This is a genomic window from Microbacterium sp. M28 (assembly GCF_025836995.1).
Classification (GTDB): Bacteria; Actinomycetota; Actinomycetes; order Actinomycetales; family Microbacteriaceae; genus Microbacterium.
In genome coordinates, this window is the sequence record NZ_CP107546.1 from 2,866,166 (window position 1) to 2,885,444 (window position 19,279).

Genomic DNA, 19,279 nt, shown 5'->3' on the forward strand with positions numbered 1-19,279 from the left:
ATAGACGCGCCAGCCTCCGAGAGAGAATCCACCGCGCCCCCATGAACGACATCCCGCCCACCCGTCGCCGCCGCGCCGACGCACGTGTCGAGGCGGGCGTCGTCACGGCATCCGAGCCGGATGGCGGCATGATCACGGCGGCACCGGTGCCCTGGGTTCGGACGCAGACGGCCCCCGCCGGAGCACCGGACGGCCAGCTCGGCTGGGACACCGCCCGCCCCAGCCTGCAGGCCGTGCACGGCACGATCCGCACGCTCGAAACGTCGGGCGATGTGCTCCCCGAGCTCGAGGACGCCCCCGACTCGCGGCGGCCGCTGTGGCGGCATCCCGCCTTCCTGATCTCCATCGGGACCACGGTGCTCGCGCTGATCGCGTTCGTGGTCTTCCTGGTGCTGGGCGGCTTCTCGGCGAAGCCGGCGGCATCCGATCTGGCTCTCGAAGTCACCGAGAACGCCGTGCGCGTCGCGTGGACCGGGCCTGACGTGCCGTACCAGGTGATAGTGGTCGATGGCCCCTCCGGACCCGAGGTGGACGTCTCCCAGTTGGTCACCGGGACCCAGGCGTGGATCCCCCGTGCGGCAGGGCTCATCGACGACGGCTCCTGCGTGGTCGTTCGGCCGGCGAAGGACAACGAGAAGGCCGAGGTCGGCCTCGACCGAGGCACGCTGGACGCACAGGGCGCGGCATCGGAGTGCGTGGCGGATGCCGCGGCCGAGTGATCTGCGCCTGGCCGCGATCGTCCTGACGGTCGGCCTGCTGGTGACCGGCTGCTCCTCGTCGAGCAGCGCACCTGCGGCGACCGGGGCTCCCTCCGGCGGGCCCGCGACCCCGACGCCCGTGCCGACGCCGGAGCACCTCGATCTCGAGGCATGGGATCCCGAGTCCGGAAACGGCATCGATCTGCTCGACGGCCCGAGCGCGCGTGCGGTCGTTCTCTCCGCCATCCGTGGCGCCGGCCCCGTGGCGATGTCCGGCACGTTCTCCGATGCGCGCGGCCGCAGCATCCGACTCGCGGTGCACGGGTCGAACAGTCAGACGGTCGCGCGGTTCGACATGGGCGGCGGGGAGACCGTCGTGGTGGTCGACGACGGCCGGTCGTATGTGCGTCCGTCAGCGACGACGGCGGCGGCATGGGCGCTGCCGGCCGACGTGTACTCCTGCGTCGCCGACGACTCCCCCGCCGTCACGCAATGGGGTCCGTTGCTGCATCCCCTGCAGACCGTCTCCGCTCTGACCGCGGATGCGGTGGCGCTCGGCCAGCCCGCCGATGGCGAGGTCGACCTGCTCCTGGGGCCCGAGGGCACGCTCGGCGCCCTTCACCTGCACGCGGTCGGCGCTCCGTTGCCGCTCTCGCTGACCAGGGCCGACCCCGCGGGCACCCTCGATATCGCGTTCGCCGGATGGGGCGAGGAGATCGAGATGCCCGACCTCGGCGACCCGGCCGGCTGCTGAAGCGCCCGACTGCTCACGCGGTCGGCCGCCGGCCCGGCCTGCTGCCGGCCAGCGGTCAGGCCCCAGGAGCCGCCCAGCGCGGCAGCCCGGCGCACGCCGCGCCGAGACGATGCAGCCCGAACTCCGGGTGCGAGAACGCCGCCCACACGGCGCGGGTGTCCTTCGCCTCGGCGGCCTCGATCATCCGCTCGAGCGTGGCCGGGGCACCGGACGCCCACGCGATGTAGTCGGCGTCGTCGACGCCTGCGGAGCCGAGCTCGGCGATCGCGAGCACCGACTTCGCCGCGTCGATCACGTCGGTCAGGCTCTGCGGGCTGTGCTCGTTGCAGGTGACGACCGCGACCGTGAGCCTGCTCACGGGGTCGGCGAGGTCGCCGCAGCGCTGCGCTCGGATATCTGCCATCACTCCTCCATCATCTCGGTATGCGCGACCGGGGTCACGGCATGGCCGATTCGAACTTCTCGGGCTCTCCGAGGACGGCCATGGTCGCCTTGAACACGACGTCGCGCTCCGTCGAGACGTCGGCGCGGACACCGGCGAGGTGTCCCGAAATGCTGATCGCCGCGAGGGAGGATCGCACGAATTCGGGCGCGACGACGTTGTCCAGTGGGATGCGGATGCCGCCATGATGCGCCATGACCTCGAAGACGCCGTGGAGGTCCTTCGGCGCCGTATCCCGGATCGCACGGATGCCGTGGACGCCGAGCACGAACTCCGCCTCCGCGACTCCGGCCGCACGGGAGATGCGCGCGGCCGGGCGGTTGCCGGACAGACCGCGCATGTCTGTGCCGATGCCGCCGAACACGATCGTCCAGGGCAGATCGACGTGTCCGGCGAAGCGGATGCCCTCGGCGGAGACGACGAGGTAGTCGTCGGCGGAGGCGAGTCCGGCGCGCAGGCGACGACGGGTGAACCAGAACTTGAGGAACACGAAGCCGGCGGCCACGATGAGCAGGATCAACAGGATGTAGGTCGCGATCCGACCGAAGTCCGTGATCGCGGCGACGACCGCTCCGACCGCGACGAGCGCGACGATGACGCCTGTGACCGCGAGCACTGTGGTGTTGACGTTCATGCGGTGCTGCAGCCGTTCACGGTCGACCGGGGCTGTGAAGACGCGGCCGGTGCGGAAGAACTCCCGCCACTCCTCCTCGTGCGTGCGGGACAGGCCGATGGGGCTCAGATCGGACATTCGGCCATACTCCTAGGGTCGTTCGACATCTTCATCCTCGTCCGCGACGCTCGGCGCATCGAGCAGCGCGAGGTCCTGCTTGGTCACGAGCCGCGTCGCGATCGCATACTCGACCAGACGCGCGCGCCGGTTCGTGGCGAAGGCCCGCTGCCCGCCCCGCATCCCCGGCACGCCGATGCGGTCCAGCTTGTCGCACACGTTGTCGAGCTTGCGGTTGAACCGGGTCACGGTCCACCCCAGGCGCTCGGCCGCCTTCGCCGAGGTCGGCAGCCCGCTCATGCCCGTACCGTCGCGGAGCAGCTGCGGCTCGGCGAGGGCGAGGATGAGCAGCCGCTGGCTGGCCGTCAGCGGAACGTCCCCGATGGTGGATTCACCGTTCGTGTCCTCGCGTCGAGTGGGACGGAACGCCGGCTGCGTGGCGTGCACGATCAGCTCGTAGGTCGTGGGGCCGGCGCTGAAGACGACGGTGGTGCGCTCGAACACGAGCGGCAACCGGGCCCCCGGCGAGAGCCACGCCTGCACACCGCCCGCGGCATCCGTGACCGTCGCCGTGAGCCGAGTGCCGATGTTCGACAGCCACCAGAACCCGCCCGATTCCGCGATCTCGAGGAAGTGGCGGTGCAGGAACAGGTTGTCGTCGATCGCGAGGTCTCCCTCGCGTCCGACCGTGAAACGACCCCCCGTCGTCACGGTGAAGTACTCGCCGGAGAACTCCACGGTCACCGTTCCGACCGAATTCACGTCACGCACCCCCTGGCGGGCTGCGACGCCTGTCCGTTGCTGCGTCGCAGCAGCACGTCAACGCACACCTCGCCGGCCGGTGCGTTCTGGATCGTGAAGGTGGTCTCCTCGGTGGTGACCGGGTCGGATTCACCGCTGAGCGAGACCTGCATCACGATGTATCCGTCGCCGTCGTCCGGCGCGGGATTCGTCCAGGTGAAGGTGACGTCGCCGCCGGCGCGGGTGCCGGCCAGTTCGGTGACGGTCGGCACGGCGGTCGGGATGACCTCCTGCGGCTTCTCCTCGACCGCGGTCTCCTGAGGATCAGGCTGGGTGTTGAGCTGGGCGACGACCGCGTTGAGTCCGATGACCCCGCCGACGATCGCCAGCACGGCGGCCGCGCTGCCCAACCCGATCCACAGACCGCGTCTCGATCGCGGCGAAGCGGGTGCTTCCGTCGTCTGCGGTGCCGACGGGGTCGTCGCGAGCTGCGGCGGCGTCGCGTGCGCGGGTACGACCTGCGGTCCGCGCAGCATCGTCCGGTCGTCATCGGGCTCCGACGAGGGATCCGCACGGCGGACGGTCTCGTCGACGGAATCGGGCGCCGAGGACTGAGCGACGAACATCGGCCCCGCCGGCCCGAATGAGGGGCGCGTCGTGGCCGAGGGTCGCGTGTGCCCGGCATCCGGTTCGATGCTGACGACCCCGCGGACCCGCGTCAGGCCGTCGCCGTCGTCCTCCTCGGCCTCCGCGACCGGATGCTCGTCGACGATGTCGATCGGAGTGACCGAGTGCGCCAGTTCGATCTGCACCTTCTGCAGCGCCCTGGCGAACGCCACCGCGCTGGGGTAGCGCTCGTCCTGCTTCTTCGCCATCGACCGCTCGAGCACCCGCTGCAGGCTTCCAGGCACATCGGCCCGGCTCAACGGGGGCAGCGGTGCGCGCTCGATCCGTTCCATGAGATCGGCGCCGGTATTGCGCTCACCCTGGCGTTCGAAGGGCGAACGGCCGCTGAGCAGCGTGTAGAGCGTCGCGCCGAGCGCGTACACGTCCGAGCGCAGGCCGCTCTGCGGCGGATCGGCGAACGATTCCGGCGGCGACCACGGGATCGACATGCCCGTCGCCTCGCTCACCGCGCCTGTCGTGGACGCGATGCCGAAGTCGGTCAGTGCAGGCCGGTTGTATTCGGTGACGAGGATGTTCGCCGGTTTGATGTCGCGGTGCAGCACGCCGGCCCGGTGCGCGGTCTCGACGGCACCCGCGACCTGGATGCCGACCCGCAGCGCCTCGGCCACGGAGAACGGCTCCTTCCGCGACCGCATCTGCAGGTTCGGCCGCGGGCAGTACTCCATGACCAGGTACGGCCGACCGTCGCCGGCGACACCCGCCTGATAGATCGTGACGATGGCCGGATGCGTGGACAGCATCGCCATGACGTTCGCCTCGTCCGCGAACTCCTGCACCGATGCGCTCGCGATGCGGTCGGCGAGCAGCACCTTGACCGCGACGCGGCGCCGCGGCATCTGCTGCTCGTAGAGGAAGACGTCGGCGAACCCGCCCGTGCCGAGCGGCTCCAGATAGCTGAATCCCGGCAGCTCGGGAGGCGGCGAGGGGCGTCTGCTCACGGCAGGTCCTCGAAGGTGACCCTGACGCCGTCGCCCAGGTCGATCACGTCGCCGCTGAGCACGAGCGTCTGCTCACCCGGGTGCAGGCGGACGGGGTCTGCACCGGGGCGCAGCAGCGTCGAGCCGTTCGTGGTGTGCAGGTCGATCGCGACGACCGTGTCCTGCTCCGGCCGGATCTCGAGGTGGCTGCGGGAGATGTCCTGCTGCGGGCTCTCGACCGCGATCAGGTGCGGCAGGCTCGCTCCGGATGCCCTGGTGGACCGGGGACGCCGGCCGATGATGACGGTGCGATCCAGTTCGGCGGTCTGTCCCGTGGACAGCACGATCCGTCCGGTGGAGCTGGCCGACGTGACAGGGAGCGCCATGGTCGGAGCATCCGGTGACACGGGTGCCTCCTGCCCGCGCATCGCCCTGGCCTCGGCGACGGAGATCGTCGCGCCGTCGTGATCGCCGTCGACGGGTGCCGTGGTGGCAGCCGGCCGGTCGATCGGCTTGTGCACGGTCTCGCCCCAGAGCAGGTCGAACTCGTCGATGTCCGACGCCGAGGCGACGTCCTCCGGCATGAGCGTGTCGACGCTGTCGGCGGGTGCGTTCGACTCGGAGACGTCCGGCTCGGATGCTGTGGGCTCGGGCTCTGCCGGCGCCGACTCGTCGGGCTCGGTCTGCGGCGCTTCGGGCGCCGGTTCTTCGGGAATGCTCGGGGCCGATGCACTCGGGACCGCCACCGGGGGCGCGGCAGCGGGCGGTGGGGCAGGCGCGAACATCGGGGCCGGTGCGCTGCCTGCGGCGGGCGACAGGCGACGCAAAGACGGCACGATCGGTTCGGCATCCGCGGGTGCCGCGACGACGGGCGCAGCCTCATCGGCCTGCTGCGCGGTGCGCGCGAGAACCGGGGCGACGATGTCGGCCTCGCCGATCTGCGCGGCCAGTGCCGCCACCCGGACGACGCCGGCGACGAGCGGCAGCTCGGTCGTCTCCCCCTCGGCCAGCACGACGTCGAGGCGGCTGGCACCGCGGACCAGACGTTCGCTCCAGGTCGTCACCTCTCGGCCGTCGATGCGCTCCTCGCCGGTGGACGCGACCACGACGATCTCGGGTGCACCGCGTACCGCGATGCGCGCCGTGTCGCCGGCGAACGTCACGGCGGCGAACTCGGGAAGGTCGGCGAAGGACCCTCCGGAGCCCGCAGTGATGCGGTCGACGATCGCCCCGAGGTCCGCATCGTCACCGATGACCCCCCACACCTCGGCGATCAGGGCGGCGTCCGTCTGCGCTGGAAGGACGACGATGGCGGTCGTGCCCACGATGGCGTTCCACTGTCCTGGGCGATAGCTCGTACGCATCAGCGCATACCTCCTGCGGATTCGCGCGGACGCGTGTCCGCGACATCGGGTTCATCGGCGGCGACCGGGGATCCGGGCCGGGACGCGACCAGCACGGCGTCGACGACCACGGCCGTGACGTTGTCTCTGCCGCCGGCGCTCACTGCCCTGGAGACCAGCACGTCGGCGGCGCGCTGCGGATCGGATTCGACGAAGACGATCTCGCGGATGTCGTCGTCGGAGATCTCGGACGACAGTCCGTCCGAGCAGATCAGGATGCGGTCGCCGAGCTCTGCGGGGAACATCCAGTAGTCGGCGTCGCCCGTGCTGCCCGCCCCGATCGCCCGCGTGATGATGTTGCGGCGGTGATCGGTCGCGGATTCCTCGACGGTCAATTCCCCGGCCTCGATGAGCTCCTGGACGACGGAGTGGTCGACCGTGATCTGCTCGAGCTCGCCATCCGCGAGGCGATACGTGCGCGAGTCGCCGATGTTCAGCACGAGCCAATAGCCCATGCCGTCGACCGCCGCGAGCACGACACCGCTGAGCGTCGTTCCTGCGCGACCCGTGGATTCGGAGGACAGCGCCTCGACGGCATCCTTCGCGTCGCCGAGCGCCCTCCGGACGTCGTCCAGCACGAGCGCCGGGCGCCCGATCAGCGGCGAGAACGCGTCCACGACCGCGGCGCTGGCCCGTTCGCCCGCCTCATGACCGCCCATGCCGTCGGCGACGAGGAACACCGGGGCGCTCGCGAGATAGGCGTCCTCGTTCAAGGAGCGGCGGCGGCCGGTGTGGCTGGAGGCCCCGGCCGACACGACGAGCGATGCGCTCACGCGTACCCGCCGATCGTCACGATGCGGTCGCCGATCTCGATGGCGTCGCCGAGTCGGATCGGCACGCGCTCGCCCGGCGGGCAGGACAACCGACGGCCGTCGCGGACGATCGTCAGGCCGTTGGTCGAGTGCAGGTCGCGCACCCAGCCGCCGGCGGCCTCGGCCGCCGCCTCGAAGTGGGTCTTGGACAGCGAGAGCGTCTCATCCCGCACCGGTGCGACGACGGCGCCGTCCTCGTCGGAGGGGTTGCGCCCGAAGACGGTACGACGCGACACCGAGACCTTGGTGCCGTCATCCCAGGTGAAGACGAGCCGGTGCCCCGGGATGCTGATGCGTGTGCTCTCGATGTCCTCGTCGTCGAGGTCATCCGGTGCGGACGGCGTGACGACGGGAGCCGGTGCGGAGACCGGCGCCGCCGGTGCAGGCGGGATGGCGGCGGCGACAGGCGCGATCGGCGCTGCGGGGGCTGCAGGCGCTACCGGAGCCTCCGGAGCGGGAGGTGTCGGCTGGACGGCAGGAACGGGCTGCTCGGGGCGCACGGGAGGCGCATCCTGCGTGATTCCCGGTACGAACGCGATGAGCGGGTCGCTCGTCGGGTTGGCCGGTGCCGGCGTCGCGATGGCCGGCCCTGGTGTCGGCGGCACGGGCTGCGCCGGAGCGGCGGGCTGTGCGGGTGGCACGAACGGCGATGCGGACGGCGCGGACCCGGCGACCGGCGCGTTCGGGAGCGGTGGCCGCACCGGAGCTCCTGGCGTGGGTGGCTGCTGCCTGTTCTGACTCTGTGCGAACGGCTGCGCGACCGGCATCGCCTGGGTGGGCGGAGCGGCCGGGGCGGCAGCACGCGCGTCGATCACGACGGACTTCGCCACTTTGTCGTGCCAGCCCTGGAAGCGTCCCGATCCGTCGAACAGCGGGGTGAAGTAGCCGACCACGATCGAGGCCGCGAGACCGAAGACGACGTTGCGCAGCAGCGCGCGCCAGAAGCCGATCGATTCACCGTTCGCAGCGTCCACCAGCCGGACGCCCTGGGCGCGCATGCCGATGGAGCCGGTGCCGGACTGCATGAAGGTGTACACCACCAGCCAGGCGAGTTCCAGGGCGACCACGACCGGCACGCCGATTGCGAGCACGACGAGGAGGCCCTCCGGTGAGCCCGTGGCGACGGCGATCGTGACCAGGATGCCGCTGAGCACGATGCCGATGCCGGCGGCGATCAGCGCGTCGATGACGTACGCGACGGCACGACGTGAGGTCGGGGCGATCTGCCCGAAGGGAAGGATCGTCATGCGCTCTCGCTCTCGGATGCGGGTGGACTGTTCTTGTCGATGGTGCCAGGTTCTCGCCGGACGCGCGCGGTCGCGGCATCCTTCAGGCCCTGCAGACGCGACGTGACCGTCGAATCCTTGAGCAGGGAGCGCAGGCTCAGGCGCGCCTTCAGGCGCGTGAAGAATCCGGCGTCCTTGCCGAGGCCGAGCACGATCTGGTCGACCTCCTGCCAGAACGCGTCCACCTGTTCCGGCGTCGGATCGTTCGGCCCGAAAACCTCGGCATCCGCGCGCTGCGCGAGCACGGTGACAGCGGGCACCGCGATGGTCTCGACGACCTGCCCCGCCTCTTCCGCGCGCGTCGCGCCGGGCGTGATCCGCGCCCCGTAGTCGACGGCGCGGTCGGCCAGCTCGTCCCAGCCGCCGCTGATCCGGTCGCTGGCGCGCTCGGCCGCACGACGCGACCGGCGCCGAGCCGCCTTCCAGGCGCCGATCACGATGAACGGGGAGGCGAGCAGCGCGATGACGCCGAGCGAGATGCCGCCGATCACGAGGATCGCACCGATCAGACCCGCGAGGTTGAAGTCGTCCTCCTCGGCCTCCCGGTCGTCCGGCAGCGTCGGGGGCAGATCGACCGGCTCCTGCGGCGGAGGCGGCGGCTGCAGCACCTGCGGCTTCGGGTCGGCACGCGGCTTCGTGTTCTGGTCGTTCGGGACCTGGTCCTCGGGCGGAGTGGGGTCGAACGCCACCCAGCCGTGACCGGCGAAGTTGACCTCGACCCACGCGTGCACGTCGTCACCCGAGGCGGCGAAGCTCGCCTTCGCGGCGTCGTCCTCGTCGGGGTAGAAGCCCATGACGACGCGAGCGGGGATGTCGAGCTCGCGCGCGAGCAGCGTCATGGCGACGGCGTACTGCTCGTCGTCGCCGATCATCTGGTCGCCGCCGATCAGCGCCGAGATGCGCTCGGACGTGTGACCGGCGCGGGATATGACTTCGCCCTGCAGACCGTGGCTGAAGAACCCGCCCTCGGAGAGGAAGATCTCCAACGCGGCGACCTTCTCGATCGGCGTCTTCGCCTTCTCGGTCTGCTCGGCCGCCAGCCCAGCCAGCTCTTCCGGCACGTTGCTCTGCTTGGGCATCGACACGGAGCCGAACTCCGCCTCAGCCAGGCTGTCGTCGTCTCGCTCGACCGGCAGCGTCGTCTCGAGCGTGTACGTGTCGCCGTCCGCGAGCGGGATCGTGCTGATGGCTGTGCCGCTGGACTCGTTGTAGTAGGTCGACCGGCGCAGATCCTCCGCGCGGTCGCCCGTGAAGAACAGCTCGTTCACCTGCCCTGCGGTGGGGATCCAGACGTCGTCGTACTCGCCGACCTCGACCTGCAGCGTCGCCCTGTCGCCCTCGGCGTCGACCGACATGTTCCCGCGCAACGGGGTGAAGGCGCCGGACGACCCGTTGCCGGCGTCCGAGACGTTGTAGACCTGACCGTTGAAGTCATCCATGGCGGCCAGGCGGATGCGCGACCCCTCCGGCAGTCCCTTGACGGTGAAGAGCGTGTCCTCCAGATCGTCGCGGACGATCTTCCGATAGGACTGGAGCGGACTGGGATAGTCGCGGATGTCGAACGGCGGGATGATCGTGTCGCGGAAGACGTGCCTGGGCTGCTGCGGCTCGGCGACGGCGCTCGTCGCGACGCCGGCCGCTGTCGCCACCACGAGCACGGCCGCACCGGCGCCGATCCGACGCCACCGCATGTGCGAGGCGCGCGCGGGGTCCACTTCGCCGACGGACACGGCCGCGTTCTGGGGGGCCCAGATCTGGCGCAGCGCGAGCCAGCCGGCGCTCACGAGCGCGAAGATCGTGCCCTGCACGATCGGCGCCGCCGGCGAGGGAACACCGAGGGCGATGCCGAACATCACCGCAGCGCCGGCCGGTATCAGCGCCCAGCCCACGTTGTGCAGGCGGAGAGCGAGGGATGCGGTCAGCACGCTGGCGACGAGCAGGAGCAGGAACGGCACGATGAGGTGTCCGTCGGATGCCGCGACGGGGGCGACCGTCGTCAGCAGCTGCTTCCAGGACGTGATCATCCCGATCGCCAGGGCCTGGAGGGTCTCGAGCGTCGGGATGAAGCCGGCGATCGTCGTGTACGGCAGGGCGAGCGCTCCGCCGAACACGAAGTACACCGCGAGCGTGAGCCCCGCGATGATGAGGATGCCCCAGCGCCGCCATGCGCTGACCGCGGCGATGCCGAGGCCCAGCAGGACGGCGCCGATCGCGGCGAAGAGGTAGCTGGGGCCGGCGAACGTCGGCCAGAAGCCGATGACGGCGACGCCGAGCAGCAGCGCGGACGCGCCGAGATCGACAGCCCAGCGCCGCGGGCTGATCGGGGCCGAGGAGGTCATGCGAGCACCTTCTGCAGGGCGATGGGCAGCTGGTCGAGTGCGGCGACCGTCACGACGTCCGCGTCGCCGATCCGACGCAGCGTCGGGTTCTCGACCGTCAGGTCGACGACGATCGCCAGCGCACGGGCACCGAACGGGACGCGCGAGCACGCCGCGCGCAGGTCTTCGCTGCGGGTCTTGGAGCCGGTGACGAGCACGACGAAGCTCGCGAGTGCCATGGTTGCGGCGAGAACGCCCGCGAGTTCGGTGATGCCGCCGTCCTTGGGCTTGGACGGTTCGACGGTCGAGAGGGAGTCGAGCAGCCGCTTGCCGGTTCCCGCAGGGAGGTCCCGGCCCTGCACGCGCAGGTCGACGCGCTGCGAGTCGCGCAGCGCCCGCAGGCCGATGGAACCCGCCATCGAGATGGCGCGCTCGAACTCCTCGTCCTCGGCGTACTCCGCGGTGTTGCGGGAGAGGCCGATCACGAAGTGCGAGCGGCGCGTCTCCTCGAACTGGCGCACCATCATGACGCCGGTGCGGGCCGTCGAACGCCAGTGCACGTGCCGCAGGTCGTCGCCCGGCTGGTACTCCAGCAGGGCGTGGAAGGACACGTCGTCGCGGGAGAGATCGGCCGCAGGCATCCCCTCGAGATCGCGGAGGAAGCCGAGCGACTGCCCGTCGAAGAGCACCGTCTTCGGGTGCACGTACAGATCGACCGGCTGGTCGCGGCGATGCGCGCGCTCGAACAGACCCAGCGGGTCGCCGCGGACGACACTGACCGGCCCGACCTTGACAACGCTGCGCTTCTGCGTCGGGATCGCGAACAGCTCCTCCGCCTGCTCCCCCGGCGCGAGGCGCTGGATGCCGAACTCGCCGCGTCCCGACCCGACCGGGAGGACGACGCGGGAGGGGAGGATGGCGCGTTCGCTGTTGTTCCTGAGGGTCAGGGCACCGACGGCACGCTCACCGACGACCACTCTCGTTCGGGCCAGGTCGAGCGCCACGTCGTACTCCGTGCGTCCGATCAGGAAGAGGGCGCACACCACGACCGTGACCGCGATGATCACCGCGGCGACGGCGAGCTCCCACCATCCGAGCGACTGCCCGACGATCCAGAGCCCCAGCGCGAGGCCGATCAGGACCCAGGCGAGCGGACGGATGGCGGACAGGATCAGTCGGAGACGCGCCCAGACGCGGGCGCCGACGAGCGCCGCGACATCCCGCCAGCCGGCGTCGCGTGCGGTCGCCGCGAGCGCGACAGGGGGTGCCTCCGACGTCATCACGCCGCCGTTCGCGCCTGCGGCGCTGCGACGGTCTCGAGCGCGCGGGTGATCACGGCGTCGCCGGTCGTGCCCGCGAACTCGGCCTCGGCATCCAGCAGCAGGCGGTGCTGCCAGACGGCGTGCGCGAGCTCCTTGATGTCGTCGGGGAGCACGTAGTGGCGGCCGTGGGCCGCGGCCCACACCTTCGCGATGCGCACCATGGCGATCGCACCGCGCACGGAGACGCCCAGCCGGATGCTGTTGTCGGCGCGCGTCGCCTCGGTGAGCTCGGCGACGTAGCGCAGCACGGCCGGCTCGACGTGAGCCGTCGCGGCGAGATCCGCCATGTCGGCCACGGCGCTGGTCGTGATGATCGCCGACAGGCTCGCGGACGGGTTGCGGTCGGATGCCCCGGCCAGGATGCTCTCGGTGACGGCGAGATCGGGATAGCCGATCGACGTCTTGATGAGGAAGCGGTCCAGCTGCGCCTCGGGGAGCTTGTACGTGCCGGCCTGCTCGACGGGGTTCTGGGTCGCGATCACGAGGAACGGTCGCCCCGCCTCGTGCGTGACGCCGTCGACCGTGACGCGCGACTCCTCCATGACCTCGAGAAGCGCGGACTGCGTCTTCGGCGAGGCGCGGTTGATCTCGTCCGCGAGCACGATCGAGGCGAAGATCGGGCCCTTGTGGAACTCGAAGCGGTGCGCCTGCTGGTCGTAGATCGTGACGCCCGTGACGTCGGAGGGCAGCAGATCGGGCGTGAACTGGATGCGCGCGCTGGTGCCCTGGACCGTCGCGGCGAGCGCCTTGGCGAGGCTGGTCTTGCCCGTTCCCGGGGCATCCTCGAGGAGCACATGGCCCTCGGCCAGCATCGACGCGAGCACGAGGCTCACGATCTCGCGCTTGCCCTGCAGCGCCTTGTCGATGTTGTCGACGAGGCGGTGGAAGGTGCCCTGGAACCAGGCCGCCTGTTCGGGGGTCATCGTCATGTCTGTGTATGTCTTTCTCTCGACTCGAAATGTCTGACGGCGCGCGGCTACGGTCTCGGCCAGAAGTGCTTCTGCGTGTCGACGCCGCCACCCCAGCCCAGGATGTCGACCCACACATCCTGCCCATCACGGCCGGTCCAGCAGCCGATCTGCTGGGCCCCGTTTCCGTTGAAGTTCACGCGATAGTTGTAGTTGCTCACGCCGCCGGGATACATGCTGGAGTAGCACCTGACGTCGTAGGCGCCGATATTCAGGTTCTCGAAGTTCACGACGAACTGACGGCACCCGTTCACACAGCTGCCGGCAGCGGCGCCCTGTGTGACCCACACCTTGGGCTGCGGCGGGGCGCTGGTGGACCGCGACGCGGTGCCATCGCCGGACCAGCCGGCCGCGTTGTGCACCTGGACACGGATCGAGTGTGTCTGGTTGTACCCGTTACCGACTGTCGTCGAGCCATTCACGGCAACCGGCTGCCAGCCGCCGCCGTTCACGCTGACGCGCGCTTGATCGAGAGCGGCACCATTGTTGCCGTTCCCGCTCCACGAGAACGTGATCGATTGACCATTGTTCGTCGCGGACACATTCGGTCTGGGCGGGATGCCATACGGCGTCACGGCATTCGATGCCGCCGAGCCGTCAGAGATGTACTGCTTGCCGTCGACCGTCGCGACCGCGCGGACGCTCACCGAGTACGACGTGCCGTTGTTGAGCCCCGAGATGGTCTTACCGTCCCAGTTGCTCTGCCAGCCGCCGCCCTTGTTGAGGTTGAACTGGTAGCTCGTCTCGCCGGTCGATGCACCGTTGAGCTGCGACTGAGAGAGCTGGTAACCCGAGAGAGTGACCCTCCCGTCGCCAGCATCCGCGGATGGGCGGGGCGGGGTGGCGGGCTTGATCACGCCACGACGTGGTTCGGACGCCGGGCTGTTCGCACCCCAGCCCGCCTTGTTCTCGGCCCGCACCCTGTAGGTGTACGCGGTCGTCGACGTGTCGACGACCACGGCCTGCGAAGTCTTGCCTGCACCGACCGCGATCGTGTTGACGACGCTCGAACCCTGCATCACGTCGAGCTGGTATCCGTCGATCGAGTCGCCGTTGTCGTTCGGCGGGTTCCAGACGACGTTCATCTGGGCGCGGTCGCCGACCGGCGCCATTTCAGAGGTCGTCGGCGCGGCGGGCGCCAGCGGGGGCCCTGCCGGAACCTCCGGCAGGGAGCTTCCGCTCCAGCTCGACGGCTCGGGGGCGAGATTGTGCGCCTGGACACGCACCGTGTACGACGATCCGTTCTCCAGACCCGTCCACGTATAGCTGTTGCCGGTGATGTTGGTCTTCTGCCCGGCGCCCACGCCGCCGGAGAGCTCCAGCGTGTAGTACTGCACCGGGGATCCGGGCGTCGTCGGGGTCTCCCAATCGATCTTCAGCTGCTTGTCGCCGAAGGTCAGGGTGGGAGCCGCCGGTGTGTCCGGCCGTGCGTCGGGGCGCGCCTCTGCGGACGACGGCGATGCCTCGGACTCGCCCACGCGGTTCGTGGCCGTCACCTGGAAGAGGTACTTGACGTTGTTCGTCAGCCCGTCCAGGGTGCACGTCGTCGACGAGCACTGCTTGGTGTAGGAGTCGCCCTGCACCGAGCGCACCGTGTATCCGGTGATCTGCGCGCCGTTGTTCGCCGGCGGCGACCACGACAGCACGACCGTGCGGTCCTGAACGCTCGACACCGTGGGGACACCGGGAGCATCCGGCTTGCCCTGCACGGTGAGGACGATCTGTCCGTCGACCTCGCGATCCGGATCCTCCGTGATGTCGCCGATCCGGTATCGGATCACGAGACTGCCGACGAACTTCGCGTCCGGCGTCACCTCGACCTGGTCGCCCACGACCTTCGCCGTTCCCGATCCGCTCTCCGTCTGGACGGAGAGCAGCTTCAGGTCGCCCTCGCCCGCGAACGGGTTGAAGTCGTTCTGGAGTACGGGGACCGTGATGGTCTCGCCCTGGTTCGACTCGGGGAACGTGTCGGTGTTCGCCGTCGGCAGCTCCCGCGTGGATGCGGTGACCCGGACGTTGACGGCACCCTCGATGGGGTCCGTCTCGCCGTCGGAGATCCGGACGGTCAGCGTCGCCGCCGTGCCCTTCGGCGTGTTCGACGAGGCCTCCACGAGCAGCTTCGACCCGTCGATGCGCGCGCTCAGTCCGTCGGTGGTGCCGCTGACGTACGCGAAGGTGTGCTTGTCCTTGGGGTCGGGGTCGTCAGTGAGCTCGGCGAGATCGATCTCGGCCGCCTTCTCGCCCGGAGCGACGTTCATCTCACCGCGCAGGAACGTCGGCTGCTGGTTGTCCGGCGGAAGCACCGTGATCGGAATCGAGAGCGTCGCCTTGCGCCCCTCGGGGTCATCGGGGCCTGTACCGTCCGTGACCTCGAAGTTCAGGGCGTCCGCGCCGAAGTACCCCTGCGCTGAGGTGTAGACCAGCGTGCGCTCGTCCTGGATCAGGTCGTCGCCGTTGGCGTGCGCCGCGGCGACCTTCTCCGCCTCGGTGATCACGACCGATCCGCCGCCGGCGACCGTGACGTAGTCGTCGAGCGGGACGACGACGGTCTCGCCGCTGACCACTTCGATGGACTTCGTGGAGTCCACGACCGGTCGCAGATCGCTCAGCGCCGGGACGAAGATGAACGCCGAGTTCGCCTGTTCGTCGCGGTCGGTGATCGTGTACCGGATCAGCTGACGCTCGTCGCCGACCGTGACACGGACCTTGCCGTTCTCGAGCACGCGACCGCCGGTCTCGGCCGTCAGCTCCAGCGAATCGGTGGTTCCGTCCGGGTCCTCGTCGTTCGCGAGCACTTCGACGTCGACCGTCAACTCGTCCTTGACGTCCTCCGACTTCACCCGGTCGTCCCGCGCGACGGGAAAGAGCAGCGGGACATCCTCGTCGACGGTGATCTGCAGCACCGCCTTAGCCTCGGCTCCGCGCTCATCGACGATCGTGTACTGCAACGATGTCTCGACCGCGCGGTCCGGCGCCTGCACCAGGACGCGGTCACCCGAGACCCGTGCGTCGAGGCCGTCGACGCCCGTGGGCAGTGTGATGCCGCCGTCCACGAGCACGACCTCATCGCCCTCCGGGTCGGAGTCATTCGCCAGGACCGGCACCGCGACCTCGCGGCCGGGGCGTACGACCACGGCATCCTTCACCGCGTAAGGCGACTGATTCGACTGCTCCCCAGGGGCGATGCCGACGCGCACGGTGGCCAGGCCCTCCTTGCCGAGGTTGTCGCGGACCTTGTAGGTGAACGCGTCCACTCCGGTGGAGTCCTCGTACGCCTCGTAGACGAGATAGTTCTGTTCGACCGTGACGCGGCCCTTCTTCGGGTTCGAGTCGAGCCCGAGGAGTTCGACCGAGTCGCCGTCGGCATCGATGCCGTCCAACGGGATCGCGATGTTCGCGGTCGAACCGCTGATCGTGCGGGCGGTCACATCGCGCGGCCGCGGTGCGGCGTTCTTCTCCTCGTCGACCGCGAGGATCTGGATGGTGATGTATCCGGCGTCGATCTGGCCGTTCTCGTCCACCGCGTTGTACGTCGCGTAGACGGTCTTCGCCTCAGGGCCGGCGCGGAAGCGGACGGTGTCCTGCGAGACGAACGCCTCGCCGTCCTCCGGCTCGATGAACGGCTCGATCAGCTCGGGCTCGACGTGCATCGCAAGGTCGTTGGGATGCGTGTCGTTGTCCAGCACGGGGATGCTGACCACGTCGCCGGCACGGACCACGGCCGTGTCGTCGTTGGCGATCGGGGGAAGGAGCTTGTCCGGCGCCGGGATCGGGATGACCACGACATCACCCTCGGCGGATTTCGTGCCGTTGGAGATCCGGTATGAGATGCGCACCTGTTCGTCGAGCGACCCCTGATCGCCGATGCGCAGGGTCTCGTGGTTGAGCACCGACACCGAGACGCCGCTGCCGGGTTCGACCGTCACGGACTGCACCACGAGCATGCCGCCGCCGGGGTCGGTGTCGTTGTTCAGCACGCCGACCAGGACCTCGCCGCCTGTGGGCAGCAGGGCGACGTCGCGGACGGCGATGGGAGCGAGATCCTCGTCTGTGCCCTCCTCGACGTCGATGCGCACGAGCCCCGTCGCCGACGGCACGCCGGCCGTCACGAAGTACTGGACGTAGTACACGCCGGGCTTCTGGGACACGAAGGTGAACGTCTTGTTGGGGTAGTCGGGTGCGATCGTCGCATCGGCGAGGGTGTCGACGCGGTTCAGCCGCAGCGGCTCACGGCTGGAACTCGTGTCGTTCGCGAGCGGGGCGACCGTGACCTGCTGACCGACTTTGGTGACGACGTGGTCGGCGTTCGTCTTCGGCAGGGTCGACCCGACGGGTCGGACATCCACCTGGATGACGCCGTTGGCGAGTTCACCCGAGCCATCGGCGACGACGACCTGGATCTCCACGCGGCCGGGCGGGCTCGCGATTGCGCGATACGTCACCTGGCCGTCGGTCGTGAAGTCCACTTCGTCGCCCGGTGCCGCCGAGACGTCCTTGAGGTAGACGTCGTCGCCGTCGGGGTCGATCCAGTCGGGCAGTACGTTGTAGGACACCGTGCCGCCGGCCTCGACCGCGAAGGAGCTCTTGCGCTTCGGCTCCGGTGCCGCGTTCGTGCTCCAGTCGCGCACCGCGACCGTCACCATCCCGGTGTCCTTGCCACCGCGACCATCGTCGATCTCGTACTCGAAGCCCACCGAACCGGATGCGTCCTCCGGCACCGCGATCTGCAGGGCGCTGCCGTTGTTGATCGGCTGCACCTCACCGATCGAGGGCTGATTGCCCTTCAGCGCGGCCACCAGCACATCACCGTCGGCATCCGTGTCGTTGTCGAGGACGGGCAGGAAAGTGGTGCCGCCTGGCCGCACGCCGAGCGAATCGTCGACGGCGATCGGGGCGGTGTTCTGCTGGCTGCGCTCGGGGAGCGAGGTCTCCACGGTCTCCTCCGTGGTGTCCTCCTCCTCCTGCGTCTCTCCCTCGGGGGGCGTGAGGTCGTTCCAGTTGTCGACCTGCTGCAGGCTGTCCGTCGCGATCCAGGCCGCACCGCCGACCACATCGTTGAGCACGATGACGTCGCGGTTCACGCGGAAGGTCAGGTTCGCGGTCGGCTTCACGTCCGGGATGGGCGCCTTCAGATCGGAGGACTCCCCCGCGCAGTCGCGGACGAACAGTCCCGAACCGCTCCAGGCGCCGTACGAGCAGCCGAGCACGGACACGGGCGCCGAGGGCGAGCCCTCCGAGCCGGAGCCGACAGATTCGACCTCGCCGCCATCGAGCGGAATACGCAGCAGGTCGGTCGCCGTCGCGACCGTCACCGCTTCGGTGCCCTGCGATGCCTGCTGCAGAACGGCGGTGTCGGCATCCGCGATCTCGGTGCGGAAGCCGCCGGGTGTCATCACGACGCCTTGCTCGGGGTCGAGCACGACCGGGACGTCACCGACGGCCGTGATGGTCGGCGTGCTGTCCTTCTTGAGCCCTTCGACGGAGGCTTCAGTGGGCTCCTCGGGGTCGCCCTGTGGAGTGACTCCGATCGTGTAGACCGCCGACTTCTCCGGCGAGACCGCGTACACCGTGCCGTCGACACCGACGGTGACCGCTGCGCCCTTGCCGAGTTCGAGGAGCGGATCGCTGCCCGCGAACTTGAAGCCGGACAGTCGGCTCGCCTGCCGTACCCAGAGGCTGCCCGATTGCCCCTCGAGAATCGCTGCGGTGTCCTCGCCCAGCGCGATCTGCGCACCCCCGGGGATGGCGGTGGGATCGCCGAGCGCGACGCGGGCCGGATCGACGGAGGTGACGGTCGACTCGTCGCGGTTCACGACGAGGACGGTCGACTCGTCCTGGAGGATGTCGAAGTCCTCGCCTGTCGTCCGCAGCCCGCCGTCGAGCACCGTCGACTCGTTGTTGAAGTGCCCCACCATCAGGCTCGACGACTTCGTGATCCACACGCCGCCGTCGTTGAGGTCGACTTCGGTCGTGGGCTTGCCGTCGTAGGCGAGTGCGAGGGTCGTGATCGTCACGACGCCGGCGGTGACAGCCGCCGCGGACGCGAGCGCCTTAGGCCGCGCTCGGACCCAGCTCAGAGCCTTCATTTCCGTTTCCCCCCGGGACAGTATGAGCCGTCGGCCGAACACAGATCATCGTGCGCGCGCAGACGTGAACCCAGCACATCCTAACCGGCGAGTCTGGTCGTCATCGATGGGGACC

At 69.7% G+C, this 19,279-nt stretch carries 13 protein-coding genes; 2 read left to right on the forward strand and 11 right to left on the reverse strand.

Annotated features, from left to right (window positions below; genetic code table 11):
• Positions 1 to 41: 41 nt before the first annotated feature.
• Both OED01_RS13925 and OED01_RS13930 read left to right on the forward strand, forming a co-directional pair.
• Positions 42 to 719, forward strand: coding sequence for a hypothetical protein (locus OED01_RS13925; protein ID WP_264155880.1), 678 nt, complete (start codon positions 42 to 44; stop codon positions 717 to 719).
• A complete protein-coding gene (locus OED01_RS13930; RefSeq protein WP_264155881.1) occupies positions 703 to 1,452 on the forward strand; it encodes a hypothetical protein in 750 nt (249 codons plus the stop codon). Before OED01_RS13925 ends, OED01_RS13930 begins: the two co-directional genes overlap by 17 nt.
• Positions 1,453 to 1,507: 55 nt before the next feature.
• On the opposite strand, the gene OED01_RS13935 is transcribed toward OED01_RS13930, so the two are convergent.
• From OED01_RS13935 to OED01_RS13985, 11 genes are read right to left on the reverse strand one after another with little or no spacing between them, the layout of a single operon-like run.
• On the reverse strand, positions 1,508 to 1,855 hold the full coding sequence (locus tag OED01_RS13935) for a hypothetical protein (protein ID WP_264155882.1): 348 nt from the start codon (positions 1,853 to 1,855) through the stop codon (positions 1,508 to 1,510).
• 34 nt (positions 1,856 to 1,889) lie between these two features.
• The gene (locus OED01_RS13940) at positions 1,890 to 2,645 is read right to left on the reverse strand and encodes a hypothetical protein (protein ID WP_264155883.1); all 756 of its coding nucleotides are present in this window, start codon (positions 2,643 to 2,645) and stop codon (positions 1,890 to 1,892) included.
• Between the two features lie 12 nt (positions 2,646 to 2,657).
• On the reverse strand, positions 2,658 to 3,368 hold the full coding sequence (locus tag OED01_RS13945; RefSeq protein ID WP_264155884.1) for a hypothetical protein: 711 nt from the start codon (positions 3,366 to 3,368) through the stop codon (positions 2,658 to 2,660).
• A gap of 14 nt (positions 3,369 to 3,382) precedes the next feature.
• Positions 3,383 to 4,990, reverse strand: a complete 1,608-nt coding sequence (locus OED01_RS13950) for a serine/threonine-protein kinase (RefSeq protein ID WP_264155885.1) — start codon at positions 4,988 to 4,990, stop codon at positions 3,383 to 3,385.
• Complete coding sequence (locus tag OED01_RS13955; RefSeq protein ID WP_264155886.1) at positions 4,987 to 6,333, reverse strand: FHA domain-containing protein; 1,347 nt, start codon at positions 6,331 to 6,333, stop codon at positions 4,987 to 4,989. Before OED01_RS13955 ends, OED01_RS13950 begins: the two co-directional genes overlap by 4 nt.
• Positions 6,333 to 7,145, reverse strand: coding sequence for a PP2C family protein-serine/threonine phosphatase (locus OED01_RS13960; protein WP_264155887.1), 813 nt, complete (start codon positions 7,143 to 7,145; stop codon positions 6,333 to 6,335). Before OED01_RS13960 ends, OED01_RS13955 begins: the two co-directional genes overlap by 1 nt.
• Positions 7,142 to 8,431 carry an RDD family protein gene (locus tag OED01_RS13965; protein ID WP_264155888.1) on the reverse strand — a complete coding sequence of 430 codons (1,290 nt, stop codon included), beginning with the start codon at positions 8,429 to 8,431 and terminating at the stop codon, positions 7,142 to 7,144. The genes OED01_RS13960 and OED01_RS13965 overlap by 4 nt, the downstream gene beginning before the upstream one ends.
• A complete protein-coding gene (locus OED01_RS13970; RefSeq protein ID WP_264155889.1) occupies positions 8,428 to 10,809 on the reverse strand; it encodes a transglutaminase domain-containing protein in 2,382 nt (793 codons plus the stop codon). The genes OED01_RS13965 and OED01_RS13970 overlap by 4 nt, the downstream gene beginning before the upstream one ends.
• Positions 10,806 to 12,068: a DUF58 domain-containing protein gene (locus OED01_RS13975; RefSeq protein WP_264155890.1), complete on the reverse strand. Its 1,263-nt coding sequence runs from the start codon at positions 12,066 to 12,068 to the stop codon at positions 10,806 to 10,808. Before OED01_RS13975 ends, OED01_RS13970 begins: the two co-directional genes overlap by 4 nt.
• Positions 12,068 to 13,039 carry an AAA family ATPase gene (locus OED01_RS13980; protein WP_264155891.1) on the reverse strand — a complete coding sequence of 324 codons (972 nt, stop codon included), beginning with the start codon at positions 13,037 to 13,039 and terminating at the stop codon, positions 12,068 to 12,070. The genes OED01_RS13975 and OED01_RS13980 overlap by 1 nt, the downstream gene beginning before the upstream one ends.
• A 47-nt stretch (positions 13,040 to 13,086) precedes the next feature.
• The gene (locus tag OED01_RS13985; protein WP_264155892.1) at positions 13,087 to 19,164 is read right to left on the reverse strand and encodes an Ig-like domain-containing protein; all 6,078 of its coding nucleotides are present in this window, start codon (positions 19,162 to 19,164) and stop codon (positions 13,087 to 13,089) included.
• Positions 19,165 to 19,279 lie beyond the last annotated feature (115 nt).

Excerpts from the sequence above, each read along its gene's own strand:
- OED01_RS13925 (WP_264155880.1), top strand. The coding sequence starts at position 42 with ATGAACGACATCCCGCCCACCCGTCGCCGCCGCGCCGACGCACGTGTC.
- OED01_RS13930 (WP_264155881.1), top strand. The coding sequence starts at position 703 with ATGCCGCGGCCGAGTGATCTGCGCCTGGCCGCGATCGTCCTGACGGTC.
- OED01_RS13935 (WP_264155882.1), bottom strand. The coding sequence starts at position 1,855 with ATGGCAGATATCCGAGCGCAGCGCTGCGGCGACCTCGCCGACCCCGTG.
- OED01_RS13940 (WP_264155883.1), bottom strand. The coding sequence starts at position 2,645 with ATGTCCGATCTGAGCCCCATCGGCCTGTCCCGCACGCACGAGGAGGAG.
- OED01_RS13955 (WP_264155886.1), bottom strand. The coding sequence starts at position 6,333 with ATGCGTACGAGCTATCGCCCAGGACAGTGGAACGCCATCGTGGGCACG.
- OED01_RS13965 (WP_264155888.1), bottom strand. The coding sequence starts at position 8,431 with ATGACGATCCTTCCCTTCGGGCAGATCGCCCCGACCTCACGTCGTGCC.
- OED01_RS13970 (WP_264155889.1), bottom strand. The coding sequence starts at position 10,809 with ATGACCTCCTCGGCCCCGATCAGCCCGCGGCGCTGGGCTGTCGATCTC.
- OED01_RS13975 (WP_264155890.1), bottom strand. The coding sequence starts at position 12,068 with ATGACGTCGGAGGCACCCCCTGTCGCGCTCGCGGCGACCGCACGCGAC.
- OED01_RS13980 (WP_264155891.1), bottom strand. The coding sequence starts at position 13,039 with ATGACGATGACCCCCGAACAGGCGGCCTGGTTCCAGGGCACCTTCCAC.
- OED01_RS13985 (WP_264155892.1), bottom strand. The coding sequence starts at position 19,164 with ATGAAGGCTCTGAGCTGGGTCCGAGCGCGGCCTAAGGCGCTCGCGTCC.